The sequence below is a fragment of the Tardiphaga sp. P4_G1 genome (genome assembly GCF_056401215.1).
In genome coordinates, this window is the sequence record NZ_JBFUJU010000006.1 from 388336 (window position 1) to 406390 (window position 18055).

Genomic DNA, 18055 nt, shown 5'->3' on the forward strand with positions numbered 1-18055 from the left:
ACGGTAGGCTCCCTCTCCCCGTACTGCACGGGGAGAGGGGTGGGGTGAGGGGCAGGGCACAAGACCCGCCGCATTTGATCCCTCACAAATCGGCACGTTCTCCGAACTGCGCATACTGCGTTTGCGTTGAACACCGAGAATGGCCCCTCACCCGCCGCGAAGACGCGGCGACCTCTCCCCGTAAAGGACGGGGAGAGGTTAAGGAAGTAGCGGCGTTTTACTCCGCACCGAACTCCGGCAAATCATACTTCGCCGTCATCTTCTCGGCCATGCCCGCCGCGCGCTCCCAGTCATAGGTGCGGTAGCTATGGCCGCGGGTGACAAACTGGGCGCCGGCATAGAACATCTCATATTGCAGATGGCGCGAGGCGAATTCCGAGCCGACGGCGTCCCAGGTCAGCTTCAACAGCTTGACGCGATCCTGGCCTGACATCGCTGGCGACACTTGGGTGAGTCCGATGATCTCGGCGATTTCCGGATTGCTGAAGTCCTCCACCGAGGACGGCAACATCAGCAATGCGCCGCCGGCGAGTTCGCGGATCGTCGAGATGATCTGCGGATACATCTCCTGCGACTGCACCTGCGCCGCATAGAGCAGATGCTTGTTCGGCAGGAAATAGTCGCCGCGCATCGCGCCGCCGGCTTCCATGCCGAGCACCATGCCCTCGATCAGCGCGGCCTGCGAGGCGAGCTTGCCGAGCGTATCGACCACGGGCGGGAAATTGATGGTGCCGATGGTCCTGGCGATGCCGCGCGCGAGGCCGACCAGGAAACGTAACTTCACCGACAGGCGGATCTGCGCCTGATAGTTCTGATAGACATGGGCCGGCGTATCATGGAGCTGGGCGCGGCACATGTCGGTGTTACCAAGCAGGAACACGCGCTCCCACGGCACTTTCACGTCGTCGAAGAACACCAGTGCGTCGTTCTCGTCATAGCGATAGGCCAGCGGATTGTCGTATTCGTTCGGTGCATGGGCCTCGAAGCTCTTGCGCGACAGCATCTTGAGGCCCTTGGTCCCCATCGGCAGCGCGCAGGAGAACGCCAGATGTTCCTCGCCCGGCCGCAGCGGCTGGCCGGAGCCGACGAAGATCTCGTTGGCCATGATGGCTGACGTGGCGAACAGTTTGGCGCCGCGGATGGTGATGCCCGACGCATCCTCGTCGACAATGTGCGCGACCATGTCCTGCGCATTCTTACCCTGATCGCCGAACGCCTTGGAGCGATCGCCCTGCACGTTGTTGATCACATAGGTCAGGAACAGGTCGCTCTTGCGGGCGTAGTCGTACCAGTCGCGGAACGCCTGTGCGCGTTTCGGGTCGTAATTGTCGAACACCTCGATGCCCATCATCATGCCGGACATGGATGAGGCCACGTGATCGGGCGAGCGGCCGAGGAAGCCGCCGGACAGTTCGGCCCATTCCACCAGCGCCTTGCGGCGCTCGACCAGTTCCGCGTAGCTGGTCGGCAGTTGCCAGGCGCGATTGACGCGGCGGCCGCCGCCGATATCGAAGGTCATGCGTTCGATATTGGCGGGATCGGCCTGATAGTCATACAGCGCGCCGGCCGAGGCGACCGCATGGCGATAGGCCGGATGGGTCGAGACGTCGTCGACCTTCTTGCCGTCGAGATAGACCGCACGACCGTCGCGGACAGCGGCGACATGCTGGGCGCCGGTCTTGACGCCGGCAACTGCCGCCCCGGATCCAAATGCCTTGTTCATCACTTTTCTCCGTCACCTGCTGCCGGCCGCGCGCCGGTCATCACTATTAATAGCTATCATCCGAAGCTATTTTAAATCCGTTGTCAAGCGGACCTGTGGCATTCGCACACTTGCATCATTCGTCGTGATTGCAATTACCGCGCGAAGCCGCCAAGCTCGGGCAAGTTTTGATACATGGGATCATCACGTGGCCAAATCCGCAGCGCGCTCCACTTCGATCGGCAAATCAGTTGGCAAGGAGATCAGCAAGAAGCCTGCCACAGGCCGGCCGGCGTCCCGCGCCGCATTGACGGTCTCCCGTCCGGAGCTGCTGGTGGACGGCTCGGACGCCCAGTTCCGCCGCCTCGTCCATAGCCTGTTCGGCTTTCTGGTCCGCCACCAGACCTTGCGCGAAGGCCATGCCGCCGTCATCGGCCTCGCCGGCATCGAATACACGACCCTCATTTCGATCCGGCATCTGTCGGCGCAAGGCGACGTCCATGTGCGCGCCGTCGCCGATCACCTGCATCTGAGCGGCGCCTTCGTCACCACCGTGACCAACAAGCTCGAAACCAAAGGGCTGATCACCAAGACCTCGCACACCGGCGACCGCCGCCGCATCAGCCTCGTGGTGACGCCGCATGGTGCCGAATTGCTGGAGCGGCTCGCGCCGACTCAGGCCCAGGTGAACGACGTGCAGTTCGGTTGCCTCGGCACCCGGGAATTCCACCAGTTGCTGGACATGGTGCAGCGGCTCGTCGATTCCAGCGACCGCGCCATTGCGTTGCAGCGTTATCTGGCCGACACCAATGTGAAGCAGCTCTCGCCCGAAGCCCAATCGATCGCCGTCGCCAAGCGCGGCAAGCCGCGCAAGGGTTAACGGCCCGCGCTGCGACAAATCGGCCCTCCGGGCCACGGCGATCGTAGGATGGGTAGAGCGTCTTCGCGAAACCCATCATGCCCCTGTTTGCCGCTGATGGGTTTCGCAAGGGCTCTACCCATCCTACGGATTACTGCGACAAAACGGCGCCCGTGCGCGCAGCCCCTTCCCGCCCAAGGGCGACGCGGGAATCAGCCGCGACACGCCCGCAACACCAAACACCCGTGAAACAGGCAATTGCGCGCATTCCCGCCAGCTTCGAACTGCTGCATTTCCGGGCCGCACTGCCGCATAAATTAGCTTCTTAAGAGAACTATTTTATAAAGATACTCAGAATGACGATTGTCAAAGCCTGAAATTTATTGGACGATCCGACCAACGCTGTCATTCCGCTGTCACAGCTGGCGATGGCACATGGCGTGCATAGAAATCTTTATCTGGATTATGCTGCGGATCACTGCAGCAAAAGCATCAGCAGAAGAGGACGATCGTCGATGTCACGGATCAAATCGAATTTGCCGCGCGTATTGGGCACAGTTGCCGCCGTCACGCTTACCGCCATGGTTGGCGGTCAGGCATGGGCGCAGGAAATCGCCATCGGCGCGGTGGTGCCGAGCTCCGGTCCGTTCGCCGAGTGGGGCCGCAGCAACACCGTGACGCTGAAGATGCTGGAACAGCAGACCAACGATGCTGGCGGCATCAATGGCGCCAAGCTGAAGATCACCATCCTCGACGACGCCGCCAAGCCAGCGCAGGCCGCAAGCTCGCTGCGCAAGCTGGCCGGCGACGAAAAGGTTCTTGCCGTGGCCGGCCCGCTGACCTCAAGCGCCGCCGAAGTGACCTTCCCGGTCGCCAATGAAATGAAGGTGGTCTCCACCTCGCAGGCCTCCTCGAAGCCGGGCGTGGCGAAGCTCAACCGTCCGTGGGCTTTCCGCAACACCATCGACGAAGGCGTTCTCGCCAAGACCACCGTGCCGTTCTACAAGAAGGCCTTCAACATCAAGACCGTCGCCGTGATCTTCGACGCCAAGGACGCCACGGCGTCCACCGTCGGCAAGGTGATCATGCCGGCTGTGCTGAAGGCCAATGACATCATCGTCGCCAACGAGAACGATCTGCTGTCGTTCAACACCGGCGACCTCGACGTGTCAGCACAGGTCACCAAACTGAAAGCCCTGAATCCCGACGGCGTCGTTGTCAGCGCCGATTACAGCCAGGCCATCACCGTGCTGCGCGAGATGAAGCGCCAGGGTCTGATCAAGCCGGTCGTCGGCGCCACCCAGCTGATCTCATCAGCGATTCTCAAGGCTGCGCCGGAAATCCCGGTGATCGCGCCCGCGACCTTCTACGCCACCATGACAGGCCCGGCACCCGAGAAGTTCACGGCCACCCTGACGCCGCTGCTGCGCAAGGAATCCGGCCTGCCGAAGGACATCGAGCCCAGCATGTATGACGCCAACATCTACGAAATCGTCTCGATGTATATCGACGCGATCAAGAAGACTGGCGTCACCGGCAAGCCAGCCGATCTCGAAGCCGACCGCACCAAGATCCGCGATCATCTTGCCAAGCTCGAAGGCTTTGCCGGTCTCGGCGGCCCGATCGGCTTCAATGACGACGGCGACGCGATCAAGGCCTTCTACGTGCTGCAGGGCCAGAACGGCGCCTGGGACACCAAGGTCAAGGGCTGCAGCTCCGCGCCCGGCCACCCGGCCTGCTGATCTTCCGCACCATCCACGCCGCTGCGGCCGGGAAGTCCTCCCGGCCGCAGTCATGATGACGACCACCTGATTTAACGATTGCGATTCCCATGCTGATACAGCAACTCGTCAACGGCCTGACGCTCGGAGCGGTCTATACGCTGCTGGCGCTGTCGTTCTCGCTCGTGATGGGCATTCTCGGCATTCTCAATCTCGCGATTGCCGAACTCTTCATGATCGGCGGCTATCTCGGCTTCACGCTGATTACCGCAGGCTTCCCGCTTCCGGTCGCCGTGCTCGGCGGCATGCTCGGCGCAGCCGTGATCGCCATTGCCATCGAGAAGATCGGCTACCAGCCGCTGCGCGACGCGCCGCTGGTGACGCCGATGCTGTCGACGCTGGGTTTCTCGATCATCCTGCAGAACGTCGCCACCAACATCTGGGGCTCCGATCCTGCCCAGCTCCCCGACGAGTATTTCGGCAAGCAATATGCGCTCGGCCCGGTCAATATCGGCGAGATGCAGCTGATCGTGCTCGTCGCCACTGTCGTGCTGGTCGCACTGGTTGCCTATATCGTGCAGAAGACCCCGATGGGCCGCGCGCTGCGCGCCGTCGCCGAGAACCGCGAAGTCGCACGAATCCTGGGCGTCTCCGCTGACCGCCTCACCATGCTGGCCTTCATCCTGTCGGGCTCGCTCGCTGGCGTCGCCGGCGTGTTGATCGCGCTGCATTACGGCACCATCACGCCCTATCTCGGCGTCGAGATCGGCCTCAAGGCCATCGCCGTGATGGTGATCGGCGGCACGCGCCAGATCTGGGGCGCGCTGGTCGCGGGTCCCTTGATCGGCATCGCCGAAGTGCTGACGGTTGCTTACGGCGGCTCGCAGGTCCGCGACTTCGTCGTCTACGGCTTCATGATTTTGATTTTGTTGCTGCGTCCGCAGGGCCTGCTCGGCGGCGCGCGGTCCGATCAGGGGCAGCGCGTCTGATGTCGACCTATTATGCAAGCCTGCTCGCCGAGTCCGGCATCCTCCTGCTTGGCGCACTCAGCGTCTATATCATCCTCGCCACCGGCCAGCTCTCGCTCGGCAATGGCGCCTTCATGGGAATCGGCGCGTATCTGTCGTCATACCTCACCGTCGCGCTGAACGTACCGCTGACGCTCGCACTGGTGATCTCGGCGATCGCCGCCGGCATCATCGGCGCCATCGTTGCCTTCCCCGCGCTACGCCTGAAGGGAATCTATCTCGCGATGGCCACCGTCGGCTTCGGCGAAATGGTGCGCAGCTTCTTCCTCAATTTCGACGCCATGGGCGGCTCCGGCGGCTATCGCGGCATGCAGCACATCTCGGTCGGCTATGTCTGGCTATGGGCCGGCGGCATCCTGATCGCGGTGATGCTGCTGGAGCGCTCGCGCGTCTGGCTGGAAATGCAGGCGGTGCATGACGACGAAACGGCCGCTGGCCTGATCGGACTCAACACCACCGTGATCAAGATCGGCGCCTTCGGTGTCGGCGCCGCCGTGGCCGCGATCTCCGGCGGATTGTTCGCGCATCACAACGTCTATATCGAGCCGGCGAATTTCGGCTTCGATCGCTCGATCGAATTCGTGCTGGCCGTGATCCTCGGCGGCTCCACCGTCGGACCGGGCTCGCTGGTCGGCTCATTGCTGCTGGTGTTCCTGCCTGAATTCCTGCGCCCGATCGCCGACTGGCGCCTCGCCGCCTTCGGCACGTTGCTGATCCTGGTGCTGCTGGTGCGGCGTCAGGGCATTCTCGATCGTTCGCTGATCCGCACATTGACGTTCCGGAGGGCCGCGGCATGAGCACGCCCCTGCTTCAACTCACCGGCGTCACCAAGACATTCGGCGGCATCCATGCGCTGTCCGGCATGGTTTGCGAAGTGCCGGAAGGCAAGATCGTCGGCGTGATCGGCCCGAACGGCGCCGGCAAGACGACGCTGTTCAACACCATCACCGGCGCCTATCGCGCTGATGCCGGCGAAGTCAAACTCAAGGGCGTCGACGTCACGCAGTGGCCGTCCTATCGCATCGTGCGCGAGGGCATCGCCCGCACCTTCCAGAACATCCGCCTGTTCGGCAGCATGACGGTCTGGGAACATCTGCTGGTGGCGCAGCCGCATAGCGAGGCCTCATGGCGGCGGCTGCTGCCGATCTCCTGGGCCAATCCGGCGGCGCAGACCCGTGCGAATGAAGTGATGGAATTCTTTGGCCTCACCGCGTTCCGCGATCGTCCCGCAAAATCGCTGCCCTACGGCATCCAGCGCAAGGTGGAGATGGCGCGCGCCGTCACCGCGAAGCCGAAACTCTTGCTGCTCGACGAGCCCGTCGCCGGCATGAACCATGACGAGGCCGAGGAAATCCGCTCGCTGATGATCCGCTTGCGCGACACCGGCCTCACCATTCTCCTGATCGAACACGACATGAATTTCGTGATGCGGCTCTGCGACTATCTCTATGTGCTCGATTTCGGCGTGCTGATCGCCGAAGGCAGACCGGAAGAAGTCCGCGCCAACCCGGTCGTCCTCGACGCCTATCTCGGAAAGGACGACTGATGCTCACGATCCGTGGCCTGCAGGTCCGCTACGGCGCCATCACTGCCGTGCGCGGCGTCGATCTCGACATCAGGCAGGGCGAGATCGTCGCGCTGCTCGGCGCCAATGGCGCCGGCAAGAGCACGATCGCGCGCTCCATTGCGGGGCTTCTGCCATTCCAGGGCGATATCACCTATCAGGGCGAGAAGCTCGTGCCGAATGCGGCCGAAAAGAACCTGCGCCGCGGCATCGCGCTGGTGCCGGAAGGCCGCGGCATTCTCGCGCGCATGACGGTCCATGAAAACCTGCTGATGGGCATCTACACCCGTTCGGACAAGAGCGAAGCGATGGCCGATGTCGGCCGGATGCTCGAGCGCTTCCCGATCCTCGGCAAGCGCCGCGATGGTCTCGCTAGTCTGTTGTCCGGCGGCGAACAGCAGATGCTGGCCATCGGGCGTGCACTGCTGTCGAAGCCGAAACTGCTGCTGCTCGACGAGCCGTCGCTCGGCCTGGCCCCGCTGATGACGGCGAGCCTGTTCAGCATGATCGCGCAATTCCGCGATGAAGGCCTGACCGTGCTGCTGGTGGAGCAGAAGGCGCGGCAGACGCTGAAGATCGTCGACCGGGCGTATTTGCTGGAGACCGGACGTGTCGTGACCTCAGGTTCGGCGGAAGCGCTGATCAACGATCCGACATTGTCGGAGGCGTTTCTGGGTGGGGCGCATTAAGGCACTTGGGCCACCCTCGTCATTCCGGGGCATGGCCGGCCCTTGCCGGACACGAACCCGGAATCCCGAGATAGTTGAAACGCTGGATGCGACACACTCCGGAATTCCGGGTTTCGGCACGTCGCCTGCGGCGCCGAGCCGCCCCGGAATGACGAGTGTTTGGCAGCACGTGTGGCTACGCCCCATACCGCGCCAGCACCGGCCAGGTCTCGACGCCGTTGTTGTGTCCGACAACCTGATAGTCCGCGTGCAAATTCACCGTGGGATCGCAATGCGTCGTCAGCAGCAATACGCGGCTGCCGAGTTTCGGCGCTTCCGCGCCTGATGGCATCGTGATCATGCCATGCTCGTCGCCGCCGAAGCGATAGGTCGAACCTTCCGGCACACCTAACATCAGCGACGGCACCGGGCCGTTGAAGGCCATCGCCTTCACACCGGCGTCGACGGTGAATTCGCCGGCACGATTCACGGATGTCACGGTCGCGAGAATGAACAGGCTCGGCTTATAAGGCAGCGCACCACCTTCGTGCTCCAACTTGCCGTAGTCGGAATCCATGAAGACATAGGAGCCGACCTGCAACTCGGTAAAAGTGCCCGTTGCATCATAGGCGCAGGCTCCCGTGCCACTGCCGGTGACGATCTCCGCCTCGATGCCGGCTTCCGCCAGCACGTGCAGATGCTCGTCGAGCATGGCGCGCACGCGCGCAGCACCTGCCCTGCGCTCCTGCGAGTCGATCATGTGCTGCACATGACCCGCAAAACCCTGGATACCACAAAATGTCACGCCCGGCGTGGCTTCGATCAGTTGCGCGAGCGCGAGTGTCGATGCCGTATCGACCACGCCGGTGCGGCGCTGGCCGACATCGACATCGATCAGCACCTGTAGCGGACGGCTGCCGGCATCGAGCAATTCGTGTAGCACGTGAATCTGGTCGGCGTGATCGACGACGATGCTGATGTCGGATTGATCGGCGATAGCCGCAAGGCGCGCGAGCTTCGGCCGGTCGGCGACCGGCGTGGTCAGCAACAGCCCTGTAATGCCAGCCTGCGCAAAGGCCTCGATCTCGGCCACCGTCGCGCAGGAGATCCCCACCGCTCCGGCTTCGATCTGCAGCTGCGCGATGTGCGTCGATTTGTGGGTCTTGGCATGCGGGCGAAGCGCAACGCCATGCGCTTTGGCGAACTCGGCCATCCCCTGGATGTTGCGCTGAAGCGCAGACGCATCCAGCACCAGCGCAGGCGTCTGGATATCCGCGAAACCCGGCAGATTGGGATCGAGCATGTTTGTCATCACAGCAGCTTCGCGCCGAAGTTCTTCGCCGGGTCCATTTCGGCAGCGAGCTTGCCTGACGGCGTCGCGGCCCTGCCGCCTTCGCGCAGCATCAGGCGTCCCTCGCCCGGCTTGCTGGTGAACGTGTCGCCATCCACCAGCACACGGCCGCGCAACAACACCTTCTCGGGCCAGCCTGTGACCGTGCGGCCAGAGAACGGCGAGAAGCCGGTGAGATCGTGCATCATCTCATCTGAGAGCGTCACCTTGCGCGCCGGGTCCCAGATCGCGATGTCGGCATCGTTGCCGATGGCGATCGATCCCTTCTTCGGCAGATTGTAGATCTGCGCCGGTGCGGTCGATGTGAGCTCGACGAATTTTGACAGGCCGAGGCGCCCTTTCGACACCATCGCATCGAACAGCAGCGGCAGGCGCACTTCGAGGCCAGGCAAACCGTTGGCGACCTGCTTGAATGTCGGGTTCGGTCCTGCGCGCAGCTTGCCGGTTTCGTCATAGCGATACGGCGCGTGATCCGACGAGATCAGTTGCAGATCGCCGAGCGACAGCGCCTGCCACAGCGCTTCCTGATCGTCCGTGGTGCGCGCCGGCGGGCTGCACATCCACTTCGCGCCTTCGGCGCCGGGCTTGTCCATGTCCTCGGCGGTCAGGAACAGATATTGCGGGCAGGTCTCGGCGAAAATCTTGACGCCGCGGCCGCGCGCCTCGCGGATCACGGCGGCGCCTTCGCGCGTCGAGACGTGGAAGATCATCACCGGCTGGTCGAGCAATTCGCTGAAGGCGATCAGCCGCGTGAAGGCTTCGAATTCCGAGACGCGCGCATGGCTGACGGCGTGATATTTCGGCGCGGTGTAGCCCTTGTCGATCAGGCGCTTCACCATCCAGGCGATGACGCCGTGGTTTTCCGCGTGAACGCAGACCAGCGCCTTCGCCTCACGCGCAGCGGCGAGAATATCCAGCAGCTTCTCGTCATCGACCTTGAGCCGATCATAGGTCATGAAAATCTTGATCGAGGAATGGCCCTGCTTCACCAGCGCCGGAATATCGTCAGAAATGACCTTGTCGGTGACATCGGAGACGATGATGTGGAAGGCGTAGTCGATCATCGCGCCCTTCTTTGCGAGCGCCGTGTAGTCGGTGACGACCTCCTGCACATCCATGCCGACATGCTGGGCCGCAAAGGAGATCACGCTGGTGGTGCCGCCAAAGGCCGCGGATCGCGTCGCACTCTCGAAAGTGTCGGCATTCATGATGCCGGCGGCGGAGAGCTGCTCGATATGGGCGTGGGCATCGACGCCGCCGGGCAGAACCAGCTTGCCTGTTGCATCGATCTCTTTACGGCCGGCTGCGAGCCCACTGCCCAATGCCACGATGGTCTCACCGGTAATACCGACATCGGCAGCAAACACATCGCTCGATGTGGCGACGGTGCCACCGCGGATCACGAGATCGTAGACGGGATCGGACAAGGGCAGAACTCCAGGAATTAGATCGGCTATGCGAACATTTTACAGGCTTTGACGGTCGGCACTTTCCGGTAATACTACTGTCCTGACAAGGAGCCGAATATGCAGCCCCGCAAGAAGATTCTGGTGGTCAATCCGAACAGCAATCCGCAGGTGACGCGCAACCTCGCGGAGGCGTTGCAACCGGTGATGTTCGAGGCCGGACCCGAGATCGAATGCGTCACGCTGGCGGAAGGGCCATTGGGCGTGCAGACGCAGGCCGATCTCGAAAGCGTCACGATACCGCTGAGCCGGCTGGTGGCCGCCGACAATTCCGCCGATGCCTTCGTCATCGCCTGCTATTCCGATCCCGGCCTGCATGTTTGCCGCGAGGCGACGCAACGTCCGGTATTCGGGATCGCCGAATCCGGCGTGCTGACCGCGCTGTCACGCGGCGACCGCTTCGGCGTCATCGCGGTGGCGCAGGGCTCGATCGGCCGGCATATGCGTTATCTGCGCCAGATGTGCCTGATGGATCGGTTCGCTGGCGAACGTCCGCTCAACATGACTGTGGCGGAAGCAGCCTCCGGCGACGACACGCTGGCGCGCATGATCAAGGTCGGCCGCCAGTTGAAGGACGAGGACGGCGCCAATGCCGTAGTGATGGGCTGCGCGGGCATGTCGCGTCATCGCAGCGCGCTCGAGGATGCGCTCGGCATTCCGGTGATCGATCCGACCCAGGCTGCGGTGAGCATGGCCATTGGCACGGTGATGTTTCAGTAGCGGATTTCACTCCGGCGGGAATGCGCTCCCTCTCCCCGCACTGCGCGGGGAGAGGGTCGGGGTGAGGGGCGAGGCACGAACTCAGCCTTAACTCTACAGCAAGTGAACTGCTCGACGATCGATACGAGAATCCGACATTAACGCGACTGCGGTGAACCGCCCCTCACCCGCCGCGAAGACGCGGCGACCTCTCCCCGCGCAAAGCGGGGAGAGGTTAGGTCAGCGCTTCTCGTCGATTTAAGAGCGTCGCCTCACTCCGGCGGCAGAACCACGCCCGTCTGGCTGGTGATCCGGCCATAATGCTCGATGCGCCGGTGGCGCTTGAAGTCGAAGATGGTGTCCTTGCCGAACTTCGTGTCGTCGAGATCGACGGTGCAGACCAGCAGCTCATCGCCTTCAGTTTTGGCTTCGGCGAGAATGACGCCGTTGGGATCGACGATCAGTGAGCCGCCGATCAGGGGATGACCGTCTTCATCGCCGGCCTTGGCGACGGCGACCACGAAGGTCGAGTTCTGATAGGCGCCGGCCTGCACCGACAGGCGGTTGTGGAACAGGCGCTGCTCCGGGCCCTCGACTGACTTCTGCGAATTCACCGACGGCGTGTTGTAGCCGAGCACGATCATCTCGACGCCCTGCAGGCCCATCACGCGATAGGATTCCGGCCAGCGGCGGTCGTTGCACACCATCATCCCGAAGATGCCGTCCAAAGCGCGGAAGACGGGGAAGCCGAGATCGCCCGGTTCGAAATAGCGCTTTTCCAGATGCTGGAACGCACGCTCGGTGTCGAATTCGACATGTCCGGGCAGATGCACCTTGCGATATTTGCCGACGATCTTGCCGGTCTTGTCGGTGAGGATCTGGGTGTTGAAGTGATGGCCGTCGGGCGTCAGTTCGGCGTATCCGATGGACAGCGCAATATTGGCCTTCGCGGCGGCATCGAACAGCGGCTGGGTCGCGGCGTTCGGCATTTCCGACTCGAACCAGGTGTCGACCTCGGTCTGGTCGGTCATGTACCAGCGCGGGAAAAATGTCGTCAGCGCCAGTTCTGGGTAGACGACGAGGTCGGCGCCCTTCCCCTTGGCTTCGTCCAGCAGCGCCAGCATGCGCTTGACCACGGCCTCGCGGCTTTCGGCTTTCTGAATTGGGCCCAGTTGGGCAGCGGCGACGGTAAGCTTACGCATAAAATTATCCGGGTTCGGGTTGCGTGCGGTTTGTACCAGAACCGAAAGCAATGATCGAGCCAACACGAGGCCCTTCCGGCCCGGCTGTGACCGGGCGGCCCAGACAGGCCTGATCCGGGCCTTCGCCCCCCGGACTCATTTGGTCCGGAACACAACACGATTGATCCGGTTGTGCTGACACCTGATGCCCTCGTCCAAACAGTGGAAAAATCATGAAACGCCGCACCCTCATTGCCGCGAGCCTGTTGCTCGTGTCCTCCGCCCTCGCCCCAGCCGTTTACGCACAGTCCGTCGGCGAAAAGACGGGCGTCAATTCCGTTCTCGGTGTCAGCCCGAGCACCCCTGATTTCGTCAAGCAGGTCGCGATCAGCGACATGTTCGAGATCCAGTCCAACACGCTGGCGGAAAGCAAGGGAAATGCCGCCGAGAAATCCTTTGCAGCCATGATGGTGAAAGATCACACCAAGACCAGCACCGAGCTGAAGGCGATGGTCAGCAGCGGCAAGGTTAAGGCCGAACTTCCGGCAGCGCTCGACAGCGCGCATCAAAGTAAGCTCGACAAGTTGAAGGAACAAAGCGGAGCTGACTTCAGCAAGAACTTCAATTCGATCCAGGTCGACGCCCACAAGGACGCGGTTGATCTGTTCGAGCGCTACGCCAAAAGCGGCGACAATACCGAATTGAAGGACTGGGCCGGAAAGACGCTGCCGGCGCTGAAGCATCACCTCGAAATGGCGCAGAACCTCGGCAAGTAGCGCCTGCCCAACGCCGAACTCCCTGAGGCCCGCGAACACAATCGCGGGCCCTTCTCCCGGTAACTTCTGCGAGACATCCCATGGCTAAATCATCGACGCCCAAGAGCGACACCACCAATGTAACGATTCACGATCAGACACTTGTTCGCGGTGAAGGCGGCGAACTCCATCAGATCGCCGGACCAGATGACGCGTTGCTGACGACGGCCCAGGGCGGCCCGGTTTTCGACGATCAAAACTCGCTCAAGGCCGGATCGCGCGGACCGACATTGCTCGAGGATTTTCACTTTCGTGAAAAGATCTTCCATTTCGATCACGAACGGATTCCCGAACGCGTGGTCCATGCACGCGGTTATGCCGCGCATGGCTTCTTCGAAAATTACGGTTCACTGGCCAAGCATACCCGCGCAGATCTGTTTCAGCGCGCAGGCGAGCGAACCCCCGCCTTCGTTCGATTCTCGACGGTCGCGGGCAGCAAGGGCTCGTTCGACCTCGCACGCGACGTGCGCGGCTTTGCCGTCAAAATCTATACCCAAGAGGGTAACTGGGACCTGGTCGGCAACAACATCCCGGTGTTCTTCATCCAGGATGCAATCAAGTTTCCCGATCTGGTCCATGCCGTGAAGGAAGAGCCCGACAGCGCCTTCCCTCAGGCGCAGTCGGCCCATGACAACTTCTGGGATTTCATTTCGCTGACGCCCGAGAGCATGCACATGGTCATGTGGCAGATGTCGGACCGAACGATTCCCCGCTCTTTCCGCTTCATGGAGGGGTTTGGCGTCCATACGTTCCGCTTCGTAAACGCCAAGGACGAATCGACCTTCGTCAAATTCCACTGGAAGCCGAAGCTCGGTCTGCAATCGGTGCTGTGGAACGAGGCCGTCAAGATCAACGGCGCCGATCCGGATTTTCATCGCCGCGACTTGTGGAGCGCTATCCAGTCCGGCGACTATCCCGAATGGGAGCTGCGGGTGCAGCTGTTCAACAACGAGTTTGCTGACAAATTCGATTTCGACGTGCTCGACCCCACCAAGATCATCCCCGAAGAACTCGTGCCCCCGATCGCTATCGGCCGTCTGGTGCTGGACCGCATGCCGGACAATTTCTTTGCTGAGACCGAGCAGGTCGCGTTCATGACGCAGAATGTTCCGCCCGGCATCGACTTCACCAATGACCCGCTGCTGCAAGGCCGCAACTTCTCCTATCTGGATACACAGCTGAAGCGGCTCGGCAGTCCGAACTTCACCCATATCCCGATCAATGCTCCGAAATGTCCGTTCGGACATTTCCAGCAGGACGGGCACATGGCCATGCGCAACCCGGTCGGTCGCGTCAACTACCAGCCAAATTCGTTCGGCGTAGGCCCGCGCGAGTCAACCGCCAAAGGCTTCAAGACATTTGCTGACATAGAGCAAGGCGCGAAGCGTCGGCTGCGCGCCGAGAGCTTTGCGGATCACTACAGCCAGGCACGGCAGTTCTTCATCAGCCAGACCAGGGGCGAGCAACACCATATTGCCGCAGCGCTGACTTTCGAATTGAGCAAAGTGAAGACACCGGTAATCCGCGAGCGCATGGTCGCGCATCTCCTGAACATCGATGAAGGACTGGCCAACAGGGTCGGCACCATGCTGGGTCTTCCGACGATGCCGAAGCCTGCTGACGCGGCGATGCCCACGCGGCAGGATCTGGCGGAGTCGCCAGCGCTCAGTATTGTCGCAAATGGCCCGCAGCGTTTCGAGGGCCGCAAGCTCGGCATCCTCGTCACCGACGGGGTCGATGCCAAGCTGCTTGCCTCCCTGCAAGGCGCGGTGACGGAGGCTGGCGCAACATACGAGATCATTGCGCCAAAGGTGAACGGGGTTGAAGCCAGCGATGGCAGCCTGGTCGCCGCCGACCAGATGATCGATGGTGGCCCGTCCGTTCTCTATGACGCAGTCGCCGTGCTCCCGGCGGAAGCCGGAATCGACGACCTCTTGCAGGAAGCAACCGCCCGCGACTTCGTCACCGACGCCTTTGCCCACTGCAAGTTTATCGGACATTCCGAGGCCGCCGAGCGGTTGTTCGCCAAGGTGGGAATCGCGGACGACCTCGATGAAGGCGTCGTTGCGCTGGGCAGCGCCGACGACGTGGCGGGCTTCATGGACAAGCTGGCCAAGCTGCGGCTCTGGAGCCGCGAACCGAGCATCAAGATGCGCTGAAGCGTGCAGTTGCCCGCCCTGTGTGCGGGCCGGCATAACTTTTGAGCAAAGCTTTCAGATCGAAGCAATGGCGCGGCATTTTATGCTGCGCCATTGCTATGTCTTGCAAGAATTCTCTGAGCCGCCGCAGCATTAGGGAATGACTTGGCCGCCGGTTATGCCCTAGGTTGCGCGGGCTATGCGCTGGTTCCATCTGCGCAGGCACGACGCAGGAGACTTCGACACCATGACCCGCCTGGAAATGACCCGCCGCACGGCGCTGCTGACCTCCGCCGCCATTGCGGCCAATGTCGCGAACCCGCTGCGCGCCTTCGCGCAGGAAACGCCCCGCAAGGGCGGCGTGTTCAATGTCCATTACGGTGCAGAACAGCGTCAGCTCAACCCCAGCATTCAGGCCTCCACCGGCGTCTACATCATCGGCGGCAAGATCCAGGAAGCGTTGGTCGATCTCGACGCCAATGGCCAGCCGGTTGGCGTGCTCGCGGAGAGCTGGGAATCCACACCGGACGGCAAGACCATCACCTTCAAGTTGCGCAAGGGCGTGACCTGGCACGACGGCAAGCCATTCACCTCGGCCGATGTCGCATTCACCGCCATGAACATGTGGAAGAAGATCCTCAATTACGGATCGACCCTGCAGCTGTTCTTGACCGCCGTGGAAACGCCGGACGCGCAGACCGCGATCTTCAAATATGAGCGCCCGATGCCGCTCGGCCTGCTGCTGCGCGCGCTGCCAGACCTCGGCTATATCTCCGCCAAGCACCTCTATGAGGGTAGCAGCGACATCCGCCAGAACCCGACCAACCTTGCCCCGGTCGGCACCGGCCCGTTCAAATTCGTCAAATACGAGCGCGGCCAATACATCATCGCCGAGCGCAACGAGAACTACTGGCGCCCCAATGCGCCCTATCTCGACCGTATCGTCTGGAAGGTCGTCACCGACCGCGCTGCCGCTGCCGCCCAGATGGAAGCCGGCGACATCCAGTACAGCCCGTTCACCGGTCTCACGATTTCCGACACGGCACGGTTGAGCAAGGACAAGCGTTTCATCGTCTCCACCAAGGGCAACGAAGGCAACGCGCGCACCAACACCATCGAGTTCAATTTCCGCCGCAAGGAGCTCGCGGATATCCGCGTTCGCCGCGCCATTGCGCATGCGATCAATGTGCCGTTCTTCATCGAGAATTTCCTCGGCGACTTCGCCAAGCTCGGCACCGGCCCGATCCCCTCGGTCTCCACCGACTTCTATCCGGGTCCGGATACGCCGCAATATCCCTATGACAAGAAGAAGGCGATCGCGCTGCTCGACGAGGCCGGCTTCAAGCCGGGCGCCGGCGGCACCCGCTTCTCGCTGCGCCTGCTGCCCGCGCCATGGGGCGAGGACATCTCGCTGTGGGCGACCTTCATCCAACAGTCGCTGGGCGAAGTCGGCATTCCCGTCGAGATCGTCCGCAACGACGGCGGCGGCTTCCTGAAGCAGGTCTATGACGATCACGCCTTCGACCTCTCTACCGGCTGGCACCAGTATCGCAACGATCCCGCCGTCTCGACCACGGTCTGGTATCGCTCCGGCCAACCGAAGGGCGCGCCCTGGACGAATCAGTGGGACTGGAAGAACGACGCCATCGACAAGGTAATCGACGACGCGGCCACCGAAATCGATCCGGTCAAGCGCAAGGCGCTCTATGCGACCTTCGTCAAGGAAGCCAACACCCAACTGCCGGTGTGGATGCCGATCGAGCAGATCTTCGTCACCGTGATCACCGCGAAGGCGCGTAACCATTCCAACACGCCGCGTTGGGGATCGTCGAGCTGGCACGATCTTTGGCTTTCCGCCTGAGCCAAACTTCGCCACAATAGCCAGATGCGCATCCTGAGCCTTGCGGGGCGGCGGCTCGCCGCCTCGATACCCACACTATTCCTGATCCTGATCGGCGTGTTCCTGCTGCTGCAATTCGCACCGGGAGACACCGTCGATGCCATGATGGCGCAGATGGGCGGCGGCGATGCCGCGACCGCGCGCGAGCTGCGCAAGTTCTATGGGCTCGACCTCTCGATCCCGATGCAACTCGGCAACTATCTGTGGCGACTGATCCGCCTCGATCTCGGTTTCTCCTCGATCTACGGCAAGCCGGTCGCCACCGTCATCCTCGAACGCCTGCCGCCGACGATCCTGCTGATGACCGCGTCGCTGTCCTTTGCGTTTTTCTTCGGCCTGCTGCTCGGCGTCATCGCCGCGCGCGGCGTCAACAAATGGCCGGATACGCTGATCTCCACCCTCGGCCTCGTCTTCTATGCGACGCCGTCGTTCTGGTTCGGCCTGATGGCCATCGTGGTGTTCTCGATCTATCTGCAGTGGCTGCCCGCTGGCGGCTTCGAGGATATCGGTGCCGCACAAGTCGGATTTGGCCGCACGATCGATATCGCGCTGCATCTGATCCTGCCGACCTTGACGCTGGGCCTGATCTTCCTCGCCATTTATCTGCGCATCATGCGCGCCTCGATGCTGGAAGTGCTCAATCTCGATTTCGTCCGCACCGCGCGCGCCAAAGGCCTCGACGAGACCCGCGTGGTGGTCAAGCATGTGCTGCGCAATGCGTTGCTGCCGATGGTGACGCTGATCGGCCTGCAGGCCGGCACCATGCTCGGCGGCTCCGTCGTGGTCGAGAGCGTGTTCTCCTTGCCCGGTCTCGGGCGCCTCGCTTATGAGTCTGTCGTGCAGCGCGATCTCAACACCCTGCTCGGCATCGTCTTCGTCTCGGCTTTGCTAGTGATATTGGTCAACTTCCTCGTCGACCTTCTCTATGCGCGGCTCGATCCGCGCATCCAGGCGGAGACGTAA

15 protein-coding genes are annotated in these 18055 nt (G+C 62.2%); 11 read left to right on the top strand and 4 right to left on the bottom strand.

Translation table 11 applies throughout. The features are described from left to right. Positions 1–217: 217 nt before the first annotated feature. Complete coding sequence (locus AC1DUY_RS17070; protein WP_478115748.1) at positions 218–1723, bottom strand: 4-hydroxyphenylacetate 3-hydroxylase family protein; 1506 nt, start codon at positions 1721–1723, stop codon at positions 218–220. Positions 1724–1910: 187 nt separating this feature from the next. Between AC1DUY_RS17070 and AC1DUY_RS17075 the strand changes: the two genes are divergently transcribed. The 6 genes from AC1DUY_RS17075 to AC1DUY_RS17100 all read left to right on the top strand — a co-directional run bounded on the left by AC1DUY_RS17075 (position 1911) and on the right by AC1DUY_RS17100 (position 7563). Further along, on the top strand, positions 1911–2582 hold the full coding sequence (locus AC1DUY_RS17075) for a MarR family winged helix-turn-helix transcriptional regulator (protein WP_158596773.1): 672 nt from the start codon (positions 1911–1913) through the stop codon (positions 2580–2582). Positions 2583–3076: 494 nt separating this feature from the next. Then, positions 3077–4303: an ABC transporter substrate-binding protein gene (locus tag AC1DUY_RS17080; protein ID WP_478115751.1), complete on the top strand. Its 1227-nt coding sequence runs from the start codon at positions 3077–3079 to the stop codon at positions 4301–4303. Between the two features lie 89 nt (positions 4304–4392). Beyond that, positions 4393–5271 (top strand): branched-chain amino acid ABC transporter permease, encoded by an 879-nt coding sequence (locus tag AC1DUY_RS17085; RefSeq protein ID WP_068738539.1) that lies wholly within the window; start codon positions 4393–4395, stop codon positions 5269–5271. Continuing rightward, positions 5271–6107 (top strand): branched-chain amino acid ABC transporter permease, encoded by an 837-nt coding sequence (locus tag AC1DUY_RS17090; RefSeq protein ID WP_478115753.1) that lies wholly within the window; start codon positions 5271–5273, stop codon positions 6105–6107. Before AC1DUY_RS17085 ends, AC1DUY_RS17090 begins: the two co-directional genes overlap by 1 nt. After that, on the top strand, positions 6104–6856 hold the full coding sequence (locus AC1DUY_RS17095; RefSeq protein WP_478115755.1) for an ABC transporter ATP-binding protein: 753 nt from the start codon (positions 6104–6106) through the stop codon (positions 6854–6856). Before AC1DUY_RS17090 ends, AC1DUY_RS17095 begins: the two co-directional genes overlap by 4 nt. After that, entirely contained in the window at positions 6856–7563 is a 708-nt protein-coding gene (locus AC1DUY_RS17100; RefSeq protein ID WP_478115757.1) for an ABC transporter ATP-binding protein, read from the top strand. The genes AC1DUY_RS17095 and AC1DUY_RS17100 overlap by 1 nt, the downstream gene beginning before the upstream one ends. A gap of 175 nt (positions 7564–7738) precedes the next feature. On the opposite strand, the gene AC1DUY_RS17105 is transcribed toward AC1DUY_RS17100, so the two are convergent. Next, positions 7739–8854 carry a DSD1 family PLP-dependent enzyme gene (locus tag AC1DUY_RS17105; protein ID WP_478115759.1) on the bottom strand — a complete coding sequence of 372 codons (1116 nt, stop codon included), beginning with the start codon at positions 8852–8854 and terminating at the stop codon, positions 7739–7741. Beyond that, positions 8854–10320, bottom strand: a complete 1467-nt coding sequence (gene hydA, locus AC1DUY_RS17110; protein ID WP_478115761.1) for a dihydropyrimidinase — start codon at positions 10318–10320, stop codon at positions 8854–8856. Before hydA ends, AC1DUY_RS17105 begins: the two co-directional genes overlap by 1 nt. 99 nt (positions 10321–10419) lie before the next feature. Between hydA and AC1DUY_RS17115 the strand changes: the two genes are divergently transcribed. Next, positions 10420–11079 carry an aspartate/glutamate racemase family protein gene (locus AC1DUY_RS17115; protein WP_199712036.1) on the top strand — a complete coding sequence of 220 codons (660 nt, stop codon included), beginning with the start codon at positions 10420–10422 and terminating at the stop codon, positions 11077–11079. 251 nt (positions 11080–11330) lie between these two features. On the opposite strand, the gene AC1DUY_RS17120 is transcribed toward AC1DUY_RS17115, so the two are convergent. Further along, positions 11331–12260: an N-carbamoyl-D-amino-acid hydrolase gene (locus AC1DUY_RS17120; protein ID WP_478115763.1), complete on the bottom strand. Its 930-nt coding sequence runs from the start codon at positions 12258–12260 to the stop codon at positions 11331–11333. 212 nt (positions 12261–12472) lie between these two features. Here AC1DUY_RS17120 and AC1DUY_RS17125 point away from each other — a divergent pair, with 212 nt between their 5' ends. From AC1DUY_RS17125 to AC1DUY_RS17140, 4 genes are all read left to right on the top strand, one after another. Then, positions 12473–13015, top strand: coding sequence for a DUF4142 domain-containing protein (locus AC1DUY_RS17125; RefSeq protein WP_478115765.1), 543 nt, complete (start codon positions 12473–12475; stop codon positions 13013–13015). 80 nt (positions 13016–13095) lie between these two features. Further along, positions 13096–15213 (top strand): catalase, encoded by a 2118-nt coding sequence (gene katE, locus AC1DUY_RS17130; protein ID WP_478115767.1) that lies wholly within the window; start codon positions 13096–13098, stop codon positions 15211–15213. Between the two features lie 226 nt (positions 15214–15439). After that, a complete protein-coding gene (locus AC1DUY_RS17135; protein ID WP_478115769.1) occupies positions 15440–17053 on the top strand; it encodes an ABC transporter substrate-binding protein in 1614 nt (537 codons plus the stop codon). A 24-nt stretch (positions 17054–17077) separates the two neighbouring features. After that, entirely contained in the window at positions 17078–18055 is a 978-nt protein-coding gene (locus AC1DUY_RS17140) for an ABC transporter permease (RefSeq protein ID WP_478115774.1), read from the top strand.